Below are 17,861 nucleotides of genomic sequence, written 5' to 3'. Positions count from 1 at the left end.
GGGGTTGCTGGAACCGTATATGTTCGAAAGCCCCTGGCTCAGGTGTTATATATCTTCTTCACCTGCGGGTTCGGCGAACAAACCGGTGTCGGTGGGCAGGTGTTCCAGAACACCGCTGAGGCGTGCGTGATGCCCCTCGCTGGCGGCCAGCAAACCTTCGGCATCCCGAGCGAGGAAGGCCTGCAGCTGCTTGCTGTGGTCGGCGTGCAACACCACCCGGTCCATGGTCGACACGTGCACCATGGGCTGCACGGGTTCGGTGATGTTCCAAGCGTATTCGAGCATGTGCACCACGCGCGGCATGCCCGAGGGGCGCACCAGGGCGAGGTGGAAGTTGCGGGTCTCGCGATGGTAGGCCACCGCGTCCTCGGTCAGCACCGCCTGTTCGAGGCGGGCGTGGATCTCGCGCGCCTGCTCGTGATCGGCCTCGGTGGCATTGTGCACGGCCGCCGCCATGGCCACCGACTCCAGTCGCTCGCGCACCACGTAGAGCTCGCGCAGCTCGTCGGAGGTCAGCATGGTGACCTGGTAGCCGAAGTTGGGGCGATGCTCGACCAGGCCCTCGCCGATCAGGGTCTGCAGCGACTCGCGCACCGGGATCGCGCTCACGGTGAACATGCGCGCGATCTCGCCCAGGGGTAGGCCGGTGCCGGGCGGCAGGTTCCCCTCCAGGATCAGACGGCGCAATTCGCCGAGGATCTCCTGCTGGGAGTAGCCGCGACGGGCGTCCAGCGGAGGGTTGAGCTGAGGCAGGCGAGGTAGGCGCGGGCGAGAAGGCACGGGGTCGATCGTAGCTGGTCGCCCCCGCGGTGCGTACACCGTACCCGTCGGTGCCGCTCGGGCGGCGCGGTGTGGGTCAGCTCTCGTCGGTGTCGTAGCCCAGGGCCTTGAGCGAAAGCCGGTGCAGCGTTTCGCGTTCCGCCGGGGTGAGGCGGGCGAGCAGCACATCGGTGGCTTCGAGGATCTTCGCGTCGGTCTCCGCGCGCAGCCGATTGCCCGCGGCGGTGATAGTCAAACGGTATTTCCGGCGGTCCTCCGGATCGCGATTGCGGGTGACCAGTCCCGCCTTCTCCATGCCGTCGATGATCCGCACGACCTCGCTGCGGTCGATGTCCATGGCCTTGGCCATGTCCTGCTGGGAGATCTCGCTGCGCTCGGCGAGGTAGGTGAGCACCCAGTGTTCGCGCAGGGGGGTGTCGAGCTTGGTGTGCATGGCCTTGTGCAGCTTGCCCAGGGCGTAGGTGGGGTGGCGCAGCAGGCCCGCGGGGTGGATGTCGCCCGGTGCGGCACACGGTTCGTCGGTCACCCGCTGATTATATCTATTGTTGAGTAGCTCAATCATTGTTACTCTCTGCAATTGAGTTACTCATCAACTACCGAAGGAGAGTCCGATGACGCAGATGCGTTCGGACACACGGACATCCGATGCCGGGGGAATCGCCACCGGTTCGCCCGCACCCGCCGATTCCGACAAGATCCCCGCGCATGTCTGGCGCACCGCCGGAGTGGTCGTGTTCGGCGCGATCATGGGAATGCTCGACACCTCGCTGGTGAACATCGGTCTGCGCACCATCGGGACCGACCTGGGGGCCTCCCTGGCCACGATTCAATGGGTGGCCAGCGCGTACCTGCTGGCCCTCGGGGTGTCCCTGACCGTGTGCGGGTGGTTGGCCCGCCGGATCGGGGTGACCCGGCTGTGGATGGGGGCGCTGGTCGCCTTCACCCTCACCTCGACGGCGTGCGCCTTCGCGCCGACGGCCGGATGGCTGATCGGCATGCGCGTGCTGCAGGGGCTCGCGGCCGGGCTCATGATTCCGGCCGGGCAGACCATCCTGGGTCAGGCGGCGGGCCCGCAGCGCATGGGGCGCGTCATGGGCGTGGTCGGCATCGCGGTGGTGGGCGCGCCCGCCATCGGGCCGACCATCGGCGGGCTCATGCTCGCGCACTGGAGCTGGGAATGGTTGTTCCTCATCAATATTCCGTTCGGGCTCATTGGATTGGGGCTCGGACTGCGGTATCTGCCGCGGACCGCCGGGGTGCCGATGCCGCGGCTGGATGTGCTCGGGGTGGCTCTCGCCGGGGGTGGGGTGTCCGCGATCGTGTACGGGCTGTCCGAGATCGGCGTGACCGGGTCGGTGACCTCGATGTCGGTGTGGCTGCCGGTCGTGCTCGGGGCCGTCGGACTGGCCGGATTCCTGTTCCGCGCCTTGCGAACCGAGCGCCCGCTGCTCGACATTCGGCTCTTCGCCAATCCGGCCTTCCGGGCCGCGAACATCGCGAGCTTCTTCGCCGGTGGGGCCATGTTCGGGGTGATGGTGTTGCTGCCCTTGTACTTTCAGGTGCTGCACGGCACGGGGCTGATCCGTACCGGGGTGGATCTGCTGGCCTACGGGCTCGGCGGCATCGTCATGCTGCCGCTGGGCGGGCGGCTGACCGACCGGTTCGGCGGCGGGCGGGTCGCCGTCCTCGGCAACCTCCTCATCGCCGCCGCGGTGCTGCCGCTGGTCTTCCTGCCCGCCGACGCGAATGGCGTCCTCATCCAATTCCTGCTCTTCGCGGCGGGCATGGCGACCGGCGTGGGTGCCATGCCGTTGGTGTCGGCCGCCTACGCCTCGGTCGAGCGCGCGCAACTGCCCGACGCCACCGCCTTCGTCAATATCCTGCAGCGCGTCGGCGGTGCGGTCGGCGTGGCCCTGGTGGCCGTCATCCTCTCCCGCGCAACGGCATCCGACTGGGCACCGGTCTCCGGCTACCACCTCGCCTTCGCGGGTCTGGCCGCCATGTCGCTCGTGGCGTCCGCGCTCTCCACGGTGCTGCGCAACCATCAGCGCCAGGCCTGAAGGTGGCCAACGGAACCGCTACAACCGGGGATTCCCGAGTGACACTGGAACGGTGAACGCTCCCGATTCCCTCGCATCCCGCAGGACCCGCGTCGAGCGCTTCCTGCGGGATCGCGGCGCGGACACCATCCCGCACCCCGGCGGCACCCTGCTCGCCCACCTGGGGCGAGTGGCCGACACCCTCGCCGCCTGGGGCCACGGCCCCGACCTCCAACTCGCGGGCCTGGCCCACGCGGTCTACGGCACCGACGGCTTCGACCGCTGGCTGGTCGAATTGACCGACCGCCCAACGGTTGTCGACATCCTCGGCCCGCACACCGAATCCCTGATCTACCAGTACGCCTCCTGCGACCGCGCGGCCATCTACCCCCGAATCGACGCCAACCCGGTCCTCTTCCGCGACCGCTTCACCGGCGACGAATTCGAGCCCGCTCCAGCCGATTTCCGAGCCTTCCTCGAACTGACGGTCGCCAACGAACTCGATGTCATGGCCCACAACGCCGACCTGGCAACCCAACACGGCGCGGCCCTCTACGGCCTCTTCGCTCGAGTCCGTCCCCACCTCACCCCCGCCGCCTGGTCCGCCTGCCGCACCCAACTCTTCCCCTACGTCTCCCCGTCATGACCACCCCCACGCCACTTTTCCGCGCAGCGTGGATCGCCCTGTCCGCCAACGGCATCGCGATCCTCGCCTTCGGCCTCGTCACCCTGCTGGCCCCACCCTCCGGGGACCGCCTCCTTTGGCGAGCCGACTCCCTGGCCACCCTCGGCACCGGCCTGTTCGGCCTTGTGATCACCGTCTTCGCCTTCCGGCAACGCCAGATCTGGGCCTGGTGGGCGCTGTGGTTCTACCCGGTCTTCTGGCTCACCCACCTGCTGTCCAACCTCCCTCCCGGCAAGGACCACATCCACCAAATCGCCTTCACCGCACTCTCCTTGGCCGCCCTGATCGCCACCTTCCCCTTAGGTAATGGTCGGGTAAACTCGGAGTCATGACCGAGCGCAAAACGCCCGGCCTCTCCTTCGAATCGTGGATCGACAAACAGGTTCGTGAGGCGACCGAGCGGGGCGAATTCGATAACCTTCCGGGGGCGGGGAAACCCATTCCGGCCGGTGCGGCCGATGAGAATTGGTGGATCCGTAGCTATTTGAAACGGGAGGGGGCTGCCGCGGACGCCCTGCTGCCGGAATCCATCGTGCTGCGTCGAGAACGGGAACGCATGCCGGAGACCGTGCGGGACATGGCCTCCGAAGCGGAAGTTCGCGCCGCCGTGGCGGAACTCAACGATCGGATCGTGCAATGGCTGCGCATGCCGACCGAGCCGCACGTGCCGATCGGCCCGCTGAAGGTCGAGGACGTGGTCGAAACCTGGCGCGCCGAGCGTGCGGCCGCTCGCGCGGCGCGCAGCCCGGGCACGTCGATATCGCCTCCGGTCACTCGACCTACGCCTGAACGGCGTTGGTGGCGACGGCTTTTCGGGATGTGAACTCCACTGTGGACTCGGGGATCTCGGTGCCGTGCAGCGAGGTTCCTGCGGTTTCGCGGAGGAATGCGCAGGCGACCAGGCCGATGAGGGATGCCGCGACCATATAGACGGCCGGGAACAAGGACCAGTCGGTGCGTTCGATGACCGCCTCGTTCACCAGGGGTGCGGTGCCGCCGAAGGCAGCGGTGGAGACGTTGTAGCCCAAGGCGAATCCCGCGTAACGCACGTGGGTGGGGAAGATGGCCGGGAAGGTCGAGCTGATCGTCGAGAGCTGGGGAACGTAGAGCAGGCCCAGCACGATGAATCCGAGGACGGCCCAGACGATACCGCGGCCCATGAGCCAATACATGGGTACCGCGAGGACGGTGAGACCGGTCAGCGAGACCAGCCACAGCGGGCGGCGGCCGACCCGATCGGAGAGGCGGCCGAAGAACGGCAGCGACACCATCATCACCAGCTGGCCGATCAACATCATTGCGGTGGTGGTGGATTCACCGAGATCCAGGGTGTGGCGCAGGTAGGTGGGCTGATAGGTGAGCAGCGTGTAGTTCACCACATTGAGCGCCACGACCAGCCCGATGAGGGTGAGCAGCTCACGGCGATAGGTGGTGAGCACCTCGCGCAACCCGCCCGGCGGGGTGTCCCGATCGTCCTGCTCGGACAATTCGGTGAACACCGGGGACTCATCGAGTTTGGCGCGCAGATACCAGCCGGTCAGCCCCAGCGGCACCGCCAACAGGAACGGGATGCGCCAACCCCAGGCGTGCATGGCGTCCGAACCCAGCGCCACCTGACACGCCAGCACCACGGCCGATCCGCCGACGAAGCCCGCGAGCGTACCGAATTCGAGAAAGCTGCCCAGGAATCCGCGCTTGCGATCCGCCGCGCACTCCGCGAGATAGGTTGCCGCACCGCCGTATTCGCCACCAGTCGAGAACCCCTGCACGACACGCAACACGATCAGCAGGACCGGCGCGAGCAGCCCGGCACTGGCATGGGTGGGCAGGATGCCGATGGCACCGGTAGCCACCGACATGAGCAGAATCGTGGTGGCCAACACCGCTTTTCGCCCGATGCGATCACCCAGCGGACCCCACACCATCCCGCCCAGCGGCCGCAGCACGAACGACACCGCGAAACCCAGCATCGTGCCCAACGTCCCCCACTGGCCGGGGAAGAACGCCGAGGTGAGGTATCCGGCCGTGGCCGCGTACACCCCGTAGTCGAACCACTCGGTGGCATTGCCCAGGGCACTCGCGGCGACCGACCTCCGCAGCGGGAAGTCGGACCGGTTTGTTTCCGTCGAATCCTGCATGACAGAAATCGATACCCATGCTCACAATCCCCAAACGGCGGCGCTCCCGCGCGGCCCGTCGACGCCCATACTCACCAGTGCCTAAACCCGGGTCGTGATCGTGATCACAAACGAATTTTCCGCCGCCAGTAGGCTCGGGGAGTGCCCACGCTGCTGATCATCCACCACACCCCCTCGCCCTTCATGCAGGAGATGTTCGAAGCGGTCCTGTCCGGGGCCACCGATCCGGAGATCGAGGGCGTGGACGTGGTGCGCCGCCCCGCGCTCGGCGTCACGCCGACCGACGTCCTCGAAGCGGACGGCTACCTCCTCGGCACCCCGGCCAACCTCGGCTACATGAGCGGCGCGCTCAAGCACGCGTTCGACACCATCTACTACCCGTGCCTGGACTCGACGAAGGGCCGCCCGTACGGCCTCTATATCCACGGCAATCAGGGGACCGAGGGCGCGGAGCGCAGTGTGGAGAGTGTGGTGACCGGGCTGGGGTGGGAGAAAGCGGCTGCGCCGGTGATCCTTTCGGGCAAGCCGGAGAAGGCCGATATCGAGCGCTGCTGGGAGCTGGGCGCGACGGTCGCCGCACAGCTCATGGGGTGAGGGCCGCGCGGCTCATGGGGTGAGGGGAGGCTTCCCCCGAATTCTGGTGGCTGACACATCAGGTGGTTGTGCCGTCATACTCGATGGAACGTTCGCGCTGGACGTTGAAGTGGAGTGTGGGAAGAGGTGACGGCCGCCGTGGAGGCGCAAGAGTCGGGGATACGCCGGATCGGGCTGGTCGAAGACCATGAGTCGGTAGCGATCGGACTGTCGGCGATGTTGGCCCCGGAGGCCGATCTGGAGTTGGTGATCACCGCGGGAACCGTGGCCGAATTGCTGGCGTCCGGGTCGAAGGTGGACCTGGTGGTGTTGGATCTGCGCCTGGCGGACGGTTCTTCGCCGGAAGACAATGTGCGGGCATTGCGGGCGCGGGGGATCGAGGTGCTGGTGTTCACCGGCGCGGACAATCCGTTCATGGTGCGGGCCGCGGCCCGGGCGGGTGTGCTCGGTGTGGTCCGCAAGTCCGAGGACGTGCCGACCGTGGTGGCGGCGGTGCGCCGTGCCGCGCACGGCGAGCAGGTGGTGACCACCGACTGGGCGGCCGCCATCGACGGCGACCCGCAGCTGTCGGATGTGGGTCTGAGCCCGCGGCAGCAGCAGGTGCTGCAGCTGTACGCCTCGGGGGAGAAGGCCTCGCGCGTGGCGCGCATGACGGGCCTGTCCGAGCAGACGGTCAACGACTACCTCGGCCGCATCCGCCAGAAGTACGCCGACGCCGGACGCCCCGCCCCCACCAAGACCGACCTCTACAAGCGGGCCGTCGAGGACGGGTGGCTGCCTGTCCCCGAACGGAATCCGCGGGCATGACCGCGTCGGGCACCCTCGAACCCACGGCCGCCGCCCGGCCGATGCCCTCGCTCGCGGCACTCGCGCAGCGCGTGCGCGGCAGCATGATGAACGACGATCCGGCCACCGCCGCCTACGACCGGATCATGCGGCGACTGGGCATCTCCATCGGCATCGCGGGCGTGATCGTCGGCGGCGTCGAACTGCCGGAGGTGGCCGAGCAGGGTCGATCCAATCCGGCCTGGTGGACGGTGCTGGCGGTGGTGCTGGCCTTCGGCTGGTATCCGATCATCTCGGTGGTGTCCGCGGTCTCGGGCCCGCGCGCGATTCGCTTCGTGTGCGGTTGCGCCGCGGTGAGTTTCCTCGGCGCGCTGGCCTCGATCCCTTTCGGGCTGCACCTGCACACGGTCGATTCCACGACCGTGTGGCCCTACCGGGTGACCGCGCTGGCCGTGACCGCGGCCGTGCTGGCCTGGCCGACCCGGCTGACCGTCGCCTACCTGCTGGTCGCGGCGACCTCGGCCGCCGCGGCCACGGTGTACACGGTGCCCGCGCTCACCACCCAGCACGTGGCCGAGAACTTCCTGCGCTCAGCGGGTTTGGCGGCGCTGTTCGTGTGGTGCGGCACCGCGGCCACCGGTGCGGCCGCCCGCGTCGACCGGGAATCGGCCATCGCCAGCCGCCGCGCCGCCGCCCAGGCCGCCGCCGTGGCCCGCGACCGCGAGCGCTCCCGCTTCGCCGCGCTCATTCACGACGCCGTGCTCTCCACCCTGCTCGAAGCCTCCCGCGCCGGAACGCAATCCGATGTGCTGCAACGCCAGGCCGAACGCACCCTGGAACAGCTCGAGGAATACCGCGGCGAGGAACGCGATCCCGACCTGCTCGACGCCCGCTCGGCCGTGCTGTTCCTGAGAGCGGCCGTGCACGAGATCAATCCGGGCGTCCGCTTCGCCACCCGCACCTGGCCCGGCTACGACGATCTGCGCATGCCGGTGCACGCGGCGAGCACCATTGCCGCCGCCCTGTCCGAGGCCGTGCGAAACAGCCTGCGCCACGCCGCGGTTCCCGGTCGCGAGGTGCGCCGCACGGTGACCGCCACGGTCAGCGCGGGCAGCATTCGCATCGTCTTCACCGATGACGGCGCGGGTTTCGACCTCTCGGCCGTCTCCGCGGATCGTCTAGGCCTGTCCATGAGCATTCTGGGCCGCATGCGCCAGCTCGCGGGCGGTTCGGCGTTCGTGGAATCCCAACCGGGAGAAGGCACCACCGTGACGCTCGTGTGGGGTGGCGATGGTTCCCGCTGACGACCGCCTGCTCGATCTGGACCCCCGCTTCGGCCTGCGCGACCTGCTCGGTCTGCGCGGCAGCGCGGCGTGGCTGTTCCTACTGATCCTGGAAGCCGTGATCGCGCTCTATATGATGCGCAATTTCGGCCAGTCGCCGCTGTGGGCGGCCTTCGCCAGCATGGTGCTCATGCTCAGCGCGGGCGCGCTGGTCACCGCGATTCCCGTTGACCCGCTGCCGATTCCGGTGGCGCTGTACGCGGCCGCCGCACCGCCGGTGGCCACCGCGCTGACGGTCATGACGCCCGAGCACGACCTGGTGCACGAGACCGTGTGGTCGGCGTTCGCCTCGTCGTATGTGCTCGCGGTCCTGGTGCTGCGCGGGCGGATTCGCACCGCCTGGGTGGGTGTCAGCGCCGTCGCGGCGGTATTGGTGGCACTCGGACTCCTCGGCGGCCATCTGCAACCGGGCACGCTGGTCGGCTCCCTGGTTCCGGTCGGAACGGTCACCGCCATCTCGGTTTTCACCGCGGTCATGCGACCCATGCAGCGCTCGCTGCGCATGCTGCGCGAGGACGCCATGATGCGGGCCGCGGCCGAGGCGACCATGGCCGCTGCCGACAGCGAACGCACCCGCCAGCTCTCCAAACTCGACCGGGTGGCCCGCCCGATCCTGGAACGCATTGCCGAGGGCGCGGAACTCAGCGCCGCCGAACGCGAGGAATGCCGCCTGCTGGAAGCGGAATTGCGCGACGGCCTGCGCGCACCGCAACTGGTCACCGACGAACTCAGCGGCGCGGCGCGCGGTGCCCGGGCGCGCGGGGTGGAGGTCATCCTCCTGGACGACGGCGGGTTCGCCGGTGTCCCCGAATGGGTGCGCAAGCGCGTGATCGACGCCGCCACAAGGGAACTCGACGCCATCAACTCCGGGCGGATCACGGTGCGCGTGCTGCCGCTGGGGCGTCACGTGCTGGCCACCGTGCTGGCCACGGCCCCGGATCAGGACCGCCGCACCGAGGTCGATATCGACGGGCACGTGACCGTCATCGACGACTAGCCAGGTGTAACTGACTAGCCGGGTGTAACTACGGGTTGTCGCAGCGGCCCGGGCCGCCCTTCTTCATCTGGTCCCGCAGCGCGGACTGGACGGTCGAGGACAACCACCCGTTCAACGACTGCCCGCTCTGCGCGGCGGCCTCCTCGGCGCGCGCCTTGAGCTGCTCCACCAACCGCAGGGTCACCCGGCTGATACCCCCGGTGACCTCCTCGAAGCTGGGATGCTCGTCCTCGCTCTCGGCCTTGCGCACATCGATGTGCGCGTCGGTCCCGTCGACGGACACGTGCACGGTCCGGTCGGGCAGCGTCGCGCTCACCTCGGCGGCCAGCTCGGACAGCGCGGCCAGCAGCACCAGCCGCGCGGAGTTCTCCGTCGCCGCCGCCAGCGCGGCGGCCGTGGCCTGCGTCTTGTCATCACCCAGGGCGGCCGCGGCGATCAGGTTCTCGCGCAGCTGAGCGGTGTATTTATTGAGATCCATGACACCAGTGTGATGTCACCGATGACGTCATTCAAGGAACGTTTTGACGTCAGAATCGGGCGCTTGACACGAATCGCCATCGCACCGGGCGCGGTTCGGGTATAACGATGCGAATCCCGTTCCAGGGAGGCTGTAGCCTTTCTGACTATGACGAACGGTGAATCGACGCGAATCGAGCTGCGCGCGTCCGGCACAGTAGGTGTCGCGATGGTGACCCCCTTTACCGCCGAAGGCAAGCTCGACGTCGATGCCGGTGTCGCCCTCGCCGCCCGTCTGATCGACGGCGGCGTCGATTTGCTCGCGATCTCCGGCACCACCGGGGAGTCGCCGACCACCACCGAGTCCGAGAAGTTCGATCTGCTGCGCGCCGTCGTGGACGCCGTCGGTGACCGCGCCACCATCATCGCCGGTACCGGCACCTACGACACCGCGCACAGCATCGAGCTGTCCCGCAACGCCCAGCGCGCGGGCGCGCACGGTCTGCTGGTGGTGACGCCGTACTACTCGAAGCCCAACCAGGACGGGCTGTTCGCGCACTTCACCGCGATCGCCGACGCGACCGACCTGCCGATCACCCTCTACGACATTCCGCCGCGCTCGGTGGTGCCCATTGCCACCGACACCATTCGCCGTCTCGCCGAGCACCCGCGCATTGTCGCGGTGAAGGACGCCAAGGGCGATCTGGGCGCGGGCGCGGAACTCATCGCCGAGACCGGACTGGACTTCTACTCCGGTGACGATGTGCTCAACCTGCCGTGGCTGTCGGTCGGCGCGACCGGATTCATCAGCGTCATCGGTCATCTGGTGCCGGACCGCCTGCGTGCCCTCCTCGACGCCTACCGCGCCGGTGACGTGCAGCGGGCGCGCGAGATCAATGTCAGCATGGCCCCGCTGAATCGGGCCATGGCCCGCCTCGGCGGTGTCGCCATGACCAAGGGCGCCCTGCGACTGCTGGGCGTCGAGACCGGAGAACCCCGCTTGCCACAACTCATGCCGTCCCAAGACCAACTCGATGCGCTCGCGGTGGACCTGCGCGCGGCCGGGGTGCTTGCATGACCGGCCCCGTCGCCCGTCGCCCGCGCCGCGGAGCCAGCCGCGCCGCCGGTGCGCCCGCCCCGGCCCCCGAGACGCCCGCTCAGCCCGCACCGTCCGCTCAGCCCGCGGCCCAGCCGGAATCCGCTGCTCCGGCTGCCGCCCGGACCGAATCGGTGAGCACCGCGGAATCCGCTGCGGCCGAACCGGTTCGCGAGCGCAACGGCCGCGGCCGCACCGCCTCGAGCGAGCGCGCCAAGACGCAGTCCAGACCGGCCGAGGAGGCCCCGCGCTCGCGTCAGGACGATTCGCGCTCCCGCCAGGACGATTCCCGCTCCCGCCAGGACGATTCGCGCTCGCGCGGTGACCGCAACCGCCGCGGCGGCGGCCGTTCCCGCCAGGGCGGCCGCGATCGCGAACCGGCCCCCGCCCCGCGCGACCCGCACGCCATGGGCACCCCGCCCAAGGCGCCCAAGGGCGGCCTACGCGTGTTCGCGCTCGGCGGCATCGGCGAAATCGGCCGCAATATGACGGTTTTCGAGTACGACGGCAGTCTGCTCATCGTCGACTGCGGTGTGCTGTTCCCCGAGGATCAGCAGCCCGGCGTGGACCTGATCCTGCCCGACTTCGGTCCCATCGAGGACCGCATGGACGATATCGCCGCGGTCATCCTGACCCACGGTCACGAGGATCACATCGGTGCGGTGCCGTTCCTGCTGCGCCTGCGTCGCGACATCCCGGTCGTCGGCGCGAAGTTCACCCTCGCGCTGGTGGCGGCCAAGTGCCGCGAACACCGCCTGCAGCCGCACCTGGTCGAGGTCACCGAGGGCGAGCACACCACGCACGGCCCGTTCGGCTGTGAGTACTTCGCGGTCAACCACTCCATTCCGGACGCCATCGCGGTGGCCATTCGCACGCCCGCGGGCATCGCGCTGCACACCGGTGACATCAAGCTCGATCAGCTGCCGCTCGACGGCCGCCTCACCGACCTGGCCGGATTCTCCCGCCTCGGCGACGAGGGCGTGGACCTGTTCCTGGTCGACTCCACCAATGCCGAGGTGCCGGGCTTCGTGACGCCCGAGCGCGAGATCGGCCCGGTGCTCGACAATGTGATCGGCAAGGCCAAGGGCCGAGTCATCGTGGCGTCCTTCGCCTCTCACGTGCACCGCATTCAGCAGGTGGTGGATGTGGCGCAGCGCTACGACCGCCGGGTGTGCTTCGTGGGCCGGTCCATGGTGCGCAATATGCAGATCGCGCAGGACCTCGGCTACCTGGATATTCCGGACAATATCGTGGTCGATCTGGATCAGGCCGCGAATCTGCCGGTGCACAAGCTGGTGTTGATCTCGACGGGTTCGCAGGGCGAGCCGCTCTCGGCGCTGTCGCGCATGGCGCGCGGCGATCACCGCCAGATCAATATTCGCGCCGACGATCTGGTCGTGCTGGCCTCCTCGCTGATCCCGGGCAATGAGAACGCGGTCTTCGCGGTCGTGAACGGGCTGGCCCGCCTGGGCGCGACGGTCGTCACCCAGCAGAACGCGAAAGTCCATGTCTCGGGCCATGCTTCGGCCGGTGAGCTGCTGTACCTCTACAACGCGGTGCGGCCCACCAATGCCATGCCGGTGCACGGCGAATGGCGGCATCTGCGCGCCAATGGCGCGCTGGCGGTGGCGACCGGCGTGCCCGAGGAGCGAGTCATCCTGGCGGAGAACGGTGTTGTGGTCGACCTGGTCGACGGCATCGCCTCCATCACCGGCCGGGTGCCGGTGGGGCAGGTCTACGTCGACGGCCTGTCGGTCGGCGATGTCGGCGAATCGACCCTCTCGGATCGTCTGGTCCTGGGCGAGGGTGGCTTCATCTCCATCAATGTCGCCGTCGACTCCGCCACCGGCAAGGCCGTCTCCACCCCCGAGGTCAGCGGCCGCGGTTTCTCCGACGATCCCGAAGCCCTCACCGGCGCACAGGAACTCGTCGAGAGCGAACTGCACCGCCTGGCCGTCGAGGGCGTCACCGACACCCACCGCATCGCCCAGTCGGTGCGTCGCGTGGTCGGCCGCTGGGTCGCCGAGACCTACCGCCGCCGCCCCATGATCGTCCCCACGGTCATCGGCGTCTGAGACCCGAAACAGAAACCGCCCGAACAGCTTTCGCTGTTCGGGCGGTTTTCGTTCTGCCCTGCGGTCTTACTTGTCCTGGCAGGCAGCCGAATCCAGCTTGGCGGCCTTGACGATCGAGCAGGCGTAGTTGTGGTCGATCTTCCAGTCGGTGCCGTCGGCGACGAAGGAGACCGTCGCGTTCTGCACGGGCTTGCCGTCGATGGTGACGTCGGCGTCGGCCTTGAGCTTGCCGTCGGACGGGTCGCCCACATTGGTGATCTTGATCTTGACGTTGTTGGCCTTGGCGGCGTCGACCAGCTTCTGGGCCAGCTGCGGGTCCAGGGCCGCGTCCTCGATCCAATCGGTCTTGGTCTTGGAGTCGATGGACGGGTCGAAGGCCTTGGCCACCTTGTCGTTCAGGTCCGCCACCGACGGCTTGGCGATGTCGGCGACGGTGGTGGGGGCCGGGGCCGCGCCGGTGAGCTTGCCGTCGCCCTCGGTGCTGCCGTCGAACTTGCCCGCGGGCTTGGCGGCGGCGGAGGTGGTGGTGGCGGCCTTGCTCGAGTCATCGGACTTGCTGCAGGCCACCAGGCCCAGCGCCGAGGTGGCCAGCATCAGCGCGGCGGTGGCGCGAAAGATGGTGTGCTTCAACGAATTCTCCCCGTTACAGCTCGTAGCCGGTGGTGCAGTTCCAGTGAATGATGGTGGCATCGCCGGAGTTCCGGCTCAGCGCCTGGTTCTTGGCCGCGATCCGCGAGGAGGCCGCACCGAAGGTGTAGTAGCCACTGCGGCTCGAGTAGGCGATGGCGCCGCAGCCGTTGGCGAACTTGGCCACGATCTTGCAGTCGTTGTAGGTGCACGAGCTCATGGCGGCGTTCTGCGCCGAGGGGCTGTCGTCATAGTCGTAGGAGTAGCCGATATGACCCGTGGACACCGACAGCGCAATGGCGCCGAAGTAGTAGTCCTGGTAGGCATTGGCCGGAGCCGCGGTACCCACCAGCAGGGAACCGGCGGCCGCGACCATCACGGCTGCGCCGCTGACGATCTTCTTCAAGGTGTTGCCCTTCTTGTGCTTTCGAGTCCACGACCCTTATGGACCAAGCGATCAAGCTACCGATGCGGAAACGTTGACGCCAATCCCCCGGATCTGTGGTCTAAAGATCAACTACTCGGCTTATGAAAGACCAGGTGGTTCGCTTAACGCCCTATGCGCATCCGGACATAGCCGACTAAGGTCGCCCTCATGACTTTGGCTCAGCGGGAACGCCAGGCACTGGTGCGGGCGATGGCCGAGGCGGGTCCGGACGCCCCGACCCTGTGCGGGGAGTGGACCACCCGAGATCTGGCCGCGCACTTGATCGTCCGCGAACGCCGTCCCGACGCGGCCCCGGGCATCATGCTGAAGCCCTTCGCCCCGTACCTGGAGCGCGTGCAGGCCAAGGTCGCCCGCCGCCCCTTCGCCGAGCTGCTCGACGAGGTGCGCGGCGGCCCGCCCTTCTATCTGCGCCCGGTCGACTCCCTGATGAACACCACCGAGATGTTCGTCCACCACGAGGACGTGCGCCGGGGCGCTCCCGGCTGGGAACCGCGCACCCTGTCCGCCGAGGATGAGAACAGCCTCTGGAAGATACTGCAGGGCTTGGCGCGCATGGCTTATCGCAAATCACCGGTTACTGTCGCGCTCACCACACCCGACGGTCGCCGCACCGTCGCCCACCAGGCCGGTGATCGCACGGTCGTGCTGGCCGGTCCGCCGTCGGAGCTGCTGCTGCATGCCTTCGGCCGCAACGCCGTTCGGCTCGAGGCGACGGGAACGCCGGAGGACGTGGCGCTGGTCCACGCCCTCGACCGAAGTGTGTGACGTCCCACCCGCTGGGACCGGTGTGTCGACTGGACTGGCACCCCGCACATCGGTCATGAAACGATCACGCGGTGGCCGGTAGCTTCCGTATTCGGCAGCGGCCCGTGGGTGATGAGGTGGTAGGCAATGTCTTGGCAACTGGCGGTTCTCGGACCGGTCGAGTTGATGTCCGACGGCGTGCCGATTCCACCCATGCCACCCAAACAGCAGGCGGCACTGGTCATGTTGGCCTGTGCGCGCGGGCGCACGGTGTCGGTCGAGGAACTCGTGGACGGCATCTGGGGTGCCGACCGGCCCTCCTCGGCGGTGGGCGCGCTGCGCAATTACGCGTGGTCGCTGCGCAAGCACCTGTCGGCGCAGGACAGTGTGCTGCTGTCCTCGGAATCGCGCGGGTACCGGCTCGACGGCACCCTGGAATTGGATATCGACGGCGTCGACCGATTGCGCGCCGAGGTGAGCGCGGCCCGCGCGGGCGGCTGCCTCGACACCGCCGATCGCGCCCTGCGCACTGCCCTGGGCGCCTGGCGCGGTGATCCGCTGACCGGCGTGCCGGGCCCGTGGGCCGCCGCCGAACGCGCCCGGCTGCGGCGACTGCACCGGGTGCTCGAGGAAGACCTCATCGAGATCACCGTGCAGCGCGGCGACTTCTCCCACGCCATGGCCGATCTCGAGGCCCTGATCACCGGCGACCCGCACAGCGAGCGGCTGCGCGGACTCATGATGACCGCCCTCTACCGCGCGGGCCGCCGCACCGAGGCCCTCGACGAATATCAGCGCATCCGCAAGCTGCTGGTCTCCGAACAGGGCATCGAACCCGGCCCGGCACTGGCCGAGTTGCACCGCCAGATCCTCTCCGACGAGATGCCCGGCGCGGAGGCCCCGACCGCGCCGATCACCGTGGTCGCGCCGCGCCCGGCTCAATTGCCGCCCGACACGGCCGATTTCACCGGGCGGCAGGAGTTGGTGCGCGAGCTGTGCGGGGTGCTGGGGGCCCATCGCCCGATCGTGGCGATCTCCGGTATGGGTGGCGTCGGCAAGACGGCGCTGGCTTTGCATGTGGCGCACCGGATTCGGGACATGTATCCCGACGGCCAGCTCTACGTCGACCTTTTCGGCGCGGGCGCGGCACCGGCCGAACCCGAGCACGTGCTGGGCGCGTTCCTGCGGGCACTGGGGGTGGCGCAGAAGGAGATTCCGGTCGGCCTCGCCGAACGGGCCGCGCTGTTTCGCTCCGCGATCAGCGGTCGCCGCATGCTGGTGGTGCTCGACAATGCCGCGGACGCGACCCAGGTCGCGCCGCTGCTGCCGGGCGAGTCCGGCTGTGCGGTGCTGGTGACGGCGCGCCGCCCGCTCACCGCGCTGCCGGGGGTGCGGTCGGCGGCCCTGCGGGTCCTCGAACCCGAAGAGGCCGTGGAACTTTTCGCCCGGATCGTCGGGGCGGCGCGGGTCGCGGCCGAGCCCGAGGCGGTCCGCCGCATTGTGGAACTGTGCGGACTGCTGCCCATGGCGGTGCGGATCGTGGCCGCGCGGGTGGCGGCGCGCCCGCGGTGGACGGTGGTGTCGGAGGCCGAACGTCTCGCGGCCGAACGCTATGACCTCGACCGGTTCCGGGCCGGGGATCTGGCGCTCACGGCCGCCTTCCGCGCGGGCTACGACCAGTTGCCCGTCGACGCGGCCCGCGCCTTCCGACTGCTCGCGGTGGCCGATCTGCCCGATCTGCCGCTGGCCGCCATCGCCGCCGTGCTCGACACCATCGAGCCGCTGGCCGAGGACCTGTGCGAGGAGCTGGTGGATCGCGGCATGCTGGAGTCGGTCGGCCGCGGCCGCTACCACTATCACGACCTCATGCGCCTGTTCGCGCTCGGCCGCCCCGGCTCCGACAGCGAGCCCGATGTCACCGCCCGCCTGCTGGACTACTACCTGGCCACCATGAAAACGGTGCTGCGCGTGCGCCATCCGGGCCTGCGCCTGCGTCTCGCGCCGACCGGCCACCCGGGTACCCGGCTCCCGGATCTGGATTCGACGCGCGAGTTCCTGACCATCGAGCGCCGCAACCTGAACGCCCTGTACCGATTGGCCATGGCGGGCACGCCGGGGCATCGCGAGATGGCGGCGGATCTCGCGCTGACCGTCGCGGAGACCGGCCTGGCCTGCGACGCCACGATCGACCTGGTCAAGACCCTCGAGGACCTGGTGTTGGCGCTCGAGGCCGACGGCAATGCCGCCGCGGTCCGCCGGGCACGCTTGGCGCTGGTGTTCGCGCTGCTCGGTGAGCTGGACGAACCGCGCCTGGCGGCCGTGCACGTGCGCCGACTGCTCGACGCGGACGACCCCGATACCGATGCCTGGGCCTCGGGTGCGACCAATGGCTTCGCCGGGCTGCTGGCCCTGCACGACGGCGATCCGACCCGCGCCGCCGCGCATTTCGCCACCGCCCTGTCCATGTACCGCCGTGGCGGCAGCCCCGAATGCGTCCGGGTGGCGTATTCATTGCTGGCCCGCGCCTATTCGGCCGCCGGTCGCAACCGCGACTCCCTGGCCGCGGCCGCCCGCGCGGTGGTGGCCGATGACGAGCCCGGGGTGCGCCGGAATGTGGTCTGGGGTCTGACCGAGGCCGCCTGGGTCCTCAGCGGCGAGGGTGAATCCGATTGCGGCGCCCGACTCTTCGACGCCGCCCTGGCCGTGGCCCGCCGCTTCGGCAGCACCCGTTTCGAATCCGCCGTCCACGCCCGGGCCGCCCGCGCCTATCTGGCGGCGGGCCGCTTCGCCCAGGCCGCCGATCATGCCGAACGCGCCGAGGCCACCCGCGTTTCGATCGGCACCGGCGCGGTCCACGCCCATAACCTGCTGGTCCGCTACACGGCCCTGCGCAATCTCGGCCGCAATGTGGACGCCGCCGAGTGCTATCGCATGGCCTCGAGTCAGATCCCCGACTTCGACACCGCACTGCGGTCCTGGACCACCGAACCCCCGGTCCCCGCTCGCTGACCGGGGCCACTCCGGCCGGTGACGGGCCGGTTTCGGGTAGTGAG

At 69.0% G+C, this 17,861-nt stretch carries 18 protein-coding genes; 12 read left to right on the top strand and 6 right to left on the bottom strand.

Going from position 1 to position 17,861, the window contains the following annotated elements:
- Positions 1 to 45: 45 nt before the first annotated feature.
- Both VMT40_RS09310 and VMT40_RS09305 read right to left on the bottom strand, forming a co-directional pair.
- The gene (locus tag VMT40_RS09310; RefSeq protein ID WP_442789939.1) at positions 46 to 780 is read right to left on the bottom strand and encodes a GntR family transcriptional regulator; all 735 of its coding nucleotides are present in this window, start codon (positions 778 to 780) and stop codon (positions 46 to 48) included.
- A 76-nt stretch (positions 781 to 856) separates the two neighbouring features.
- On the bottom strand, positions 857 to 1,306 hold the full coding sequence (locus VMT40_RS09305; protein ID WP_326357580.1) for a MarR family winged helix-turn-helix transcriptional regulator: 450 nt from the start codon (positions 1,304 to 1,306) through the stop codon (positions 857 to 859).
- 85 nt (positions 1,307 to 1,391) lie between these two features.
- Here VMT40_RS09305 and VMT40_RS09300 point away from each other — a divergent pair, with 85 nt between their 5' ends.
- From VMT40_RS09300 to VMT40_RS09285, 4 genes are read left to right on the top strand one after another with little or no spacing between them, the layout of a single operon-like run.
- Entirely contained in the window at positions 1,392 to 2,840 is a 1,449-nt protein-coding gene (locus tag VMT40_RS09300) for a DHA2 family efflux MFS transporter permease subunit (protein WP_326357579.1), read from the top strand.
- Positions 2,841 to 2,892: 52 nt separating this feature from the next.
- On the top strand, positions 2,893 to 3,465 hold the full coding sequence (locus VMT40_RS09295) for a DUF6817 domain-containing protein (RefSeq protein WP_326357578.1): 573 nt from the start codon (positions 2,893 to 2,895) through the stop codon (positions 3,463 to 3,465).
- Positions 3,462 to 3,836: a hypothetical protein gene (locus VMT40_RS09290; RefSeq protein WP_326357577.1), complete on the top strand. Its 375-nt coding sequence runs from the start codon at positions 3,462 to 3,464 to the stop codon at positions 3,834 to 3,836. The genes VMT40_RS09295 and VMT40_RS09290 overlap by 4 nt, the downstream gene beginning before the upstream one ends.
- Positions 3,833 to 4,327 (top strand): DnaJ family domain-containing protein, encoded by a 495-nt coding sequence (locus tag VMT40_RS09285; protein ID WP_326357576.1) that lies wholly within the window; start codon positions 3,833 to 3,835, stop codon positions 4,325 to 4,327. Before VMT40_RS09290 ends, VMT40_RS09285 begins: the two co-directional genes overlap by 4 nt.
- On the opposite strand, the gene VMT40_RS09280 is transcribed toward VMT40_RS09285, so the two are convergent.
- Entirely contained in the window at positions 4,284 to 5,642 is a 1,359-nt protein-coding gene (locus VMT40_RS09280; RefSeq protein WP_326357575.1) for an MFS transporter, read from the bottom strand. The two genes, VMT40_RS09285 and VMT40_RS09280, sit on opposite strands and share 44 nt — an antisense overlap.
- 141 nt (positions 5,643 to 5,783) lie before the next feature.
- On the opposite strand from VMT40_RS09280, the gene VMT40_RS09275 reads away from it, so the two are divergent.
- The 4 genes from VMT40_RS09275 to VMT40_RS09260 all read left to right on the top strand — a co-directional run bounded on the left by VMT40_RS09275 (position 5,784) and on the right by VMT40_RS09260 (position 9,362).
- Positions 5,784 to 6,236 carry a flavodoxin family protein gene (locus VMT40_RS09275; protein WP_326357574.1) on the top strand — a complete coding sequence of 151 codons (453 nt, stop codon included), beginning with the start codon at positions 5,784 to 5,786 and terminating at the stop codon, positions 6,234 to 6,236.
- A gap of 126 nt (positions 6,237 to 6,362) precedes the next feature.
- Entirely contained in the window at positions 6,363 to 7,043 is a 681-nt protein-coding gene (locus VMT40_RS09270; RefSeq protein ID WP_326357573.1) for a response regulator transcription factor, read from the top strand.
- The gene (locus tag VMT40_RS09265; protein WP_326357572.1) at positions 7,040 to 8,326 is read left to right on the top strand and encodes a sensor histidine kinase; all 1,287 of its coding nucleotides are present in this window, start codon (positions 7,040 to 7,042) and stop codon (positions 8,324 to 8,326) included. The genes VMT40_RS09270 and VMT40_RS09265 overlap by 4 nt, the downstream gene beginning before the upstream one ends.
- On the top strand, positions 8,313 to 9,362 hold the full coding sequence (locus VMT40_RS09260; RefSeq protein WP_326357571.1) for a hypothetical protein: 1,050 nt from the start codon (positions 8,313 to 8,315) through the stop codon (positions 9,360 to 9,362). The genes VMT40_RS09265 and VMT40_RS09260 overlap by 14 nt, the downstream gene beginning before the upstream one ends.
- A gap of 28 nt (positions 9,363 to 9,390) precedes the next feature.
- Here VMT40_RS09260 and VMT40_RS09255 read toward each other — a convergent pair whose 3' ends face one another.
- Positions 9,391 to 9,840: a hypothetical protein gene (locus VMT40_RS09255; RefSeq protein WP_326357570.1), complete on the bottom strand. Its 450-nt coding sequence runs from the start codon at positions 9,838 to 9,840 to the stop codon at positions 9,391 to 9,393.
- A gap of 147 nt (positions 9,841 to 9,987) precedes the next feature.
- On the opposite strand from VMT40_RS09255, the gene dapA reads away from it, so the two are divergent.
- Together dapA and VMT40_RS09245 are read left to right on the top strand one after the other, a co-directional pair.
- A complete protein-coding gene (dapA, locus tag VMT40_RS09250; protein WP_326357569.1) occupies positions 9,988 to 10,896 on the top strand; it encodes a 4-hydroxy-tetrahydrodipicolinate synthase in 909 nt (302 codons plus the stop codon).
- On the top strand, positions 10,893 to 12,989 hold the full coding sequence (locus VMT40_RS09245; protein WP_326357568.1) for a ribonuclease J: 2,097 nt from the start codon (positions 10,893 to 10,895) through the stop codon (positions 12,987 to 12,989). Before dapA ends, VMT40_RS09245 begins: the two co-directional genes overlap by 4 nt.
- 66 nt (positions 12,990 to 13,055) lie before the next feature.
- On the opposite strand, the gene VMT40_RS09240 is transcribed toward VMT40_RS09245, so the two are convergent.
- Together VMT40_RS09240 and VMT40_RS09235 are read right to left on the bottom strand one after the other, a co-directional pair.
- On the bottom strand, positions 13,056 to 13,619 hold the full coding sequence (locus VMT40_RS09240; protein WP_326357567.1) for a hypothetical protein: 564 nt from the start codon (positions 13,617 to 13,619) through the stop codon (positions 13,056 to 13,058).
- A 13-nt stretch (positions 13,620 to 13,632) separates the two neighbouring features.
- Positions 13,633 to 14,022: a DUF4189 domain-containing protein gene (locus VMT40_RS09235; protein ID WP_326357566.1), complete on the bottom strand. Its 390-nt coding sequence runs from the start codon at positions 14,020 to 14,022 to the stop codon at positions 13,633 to 13,635.
- Positions 14,023 to 14,211: 189 nt separating this feature from the next.
- Here VMT40_RS09235 and VMT40_RS09230 point away from each other — a divergent pair, with 189 nt between their 5' ends.
- Entirely contained in the window at positions 14,212 to 14,829 is a 618-nt protein-coding gene (locus VMT40_RS09230) for a TIGR03085 family metal-binding protein (protein ID WP_326357565.1), read from the top strand.
- Between the two features lie 126 nt (positions 14,830 to 14,955).
- Positions 14,956 to 17,817 (top strand): AfsR/SARP family transcriptional regulator, encoded by a 2,862-nt coding sequence (locus VMT40_RS09225; protein ID WP_326357564.1) that lies wholly within the window; start codon positions 14,956 to 14,958, stop codon positions 17,815 to 17,817.
- The last annotated feature ends 44 nt before the right edge of the window (positions 17,818 to 17,861 follow it).

The sequence above is a fragment of the Nocardia sp. CDC160 genome, from assembly GCF_035818795.1.
Taxonomy (GTDB): Bacteria; Actinomycetota; Actinomycetes; order Mycobacteriales; family Mycobacteriaceae; genus Nocardia.
Note: the sequence above shows the minus strand (reverse complement) of the source record. Positions and strands in the feature narration are given on the sequence as shown.

What these genes read in the sequence shown, in the direction of transcription:
- VMT40_RS09290 (WP_326357577.1), top strand. Translation starts at nt 3,462, where the DNA reads ATGACCACCCCCACGCCACTTTTCCGCGCAGCGTGGATCGCCCTGTCC.
- VMT40_RS09285 (WP_326357576.1), top strand. Translation starts at nt 3,833, where the DNA reads ATGACCGAGCGCAAAACGCCCGGCCTCTCCTTCGAATCGTGGATCGAC.
- VMT40_RS09260 (WP_326357571.1), top strand. Translation starts at nt 8,313, where the DNA reads ATGGTTCCCGCTGACGACCGCCTGCTCGATCTGGACCCCCGCTTCGGC.
- VMT40_RS09245 (WP_326357568.1), top strand. Translation starts at nt 10,893, where the DNA reads ATGACCGGCCCCGTCGCCCGTCGCCCGCGCCGCGGAGCCAGCCGCGCC.
- VMT40_RS09280 (WP_326357575.1), bottom strand. Translation starts at nt 5,642, where the DNA reads ATGCAGGATTCGACGGAAACAAACCGGTCCGACTTCCCGCTGCGGAGG.
- VMT40_RS09255 (WP_326357570.1), bottom strand. Translation starts at nt 9,840, where the DNA reads ATGGATCTCAATAAATACACCGCTCAGCTGCGCGAGAACCTGATCGCC.
- VMT40_RS09265 (WP_326357572.1), top strand. Translation starts at nt 7,040, where the DNA reads ATGACCGCGTCGGGCACCCTCGAACCCACGGCCGCCGCCCGGCCGATG.
- VMT40_RS09225 (WP_326357564.1), top strand. Translation starts at nt 14,956, where the DNA reads ATGTCTTGGCAACTGGCGGTTCTCGGACCGGTCGAGTTGATGTCCGAC.
- VMT40_RS09230 (WP_326357565.1), top strand. Translation starts at nt 14,212, where the DNA reads ATGACTTTGGCTCAGCGGGAACGCCAGGCACTGGTGCGGGCGATGGCC.
- dapA (WP_326357569.1), top strand. Translation starts at nt 9,988, where the DNA reads ATGACGAACGGTGAATCGACGCGAATCGAGCTGCGCGCGTCCGGCACA.
- VMT40_RS09300 (WP_326357579.1), top strand. Translation starts at nt 1,392, where the DNA reads ATGACGCAGATGCGTTCGGACACACGGACATCCGATGCCGGGGGAATC.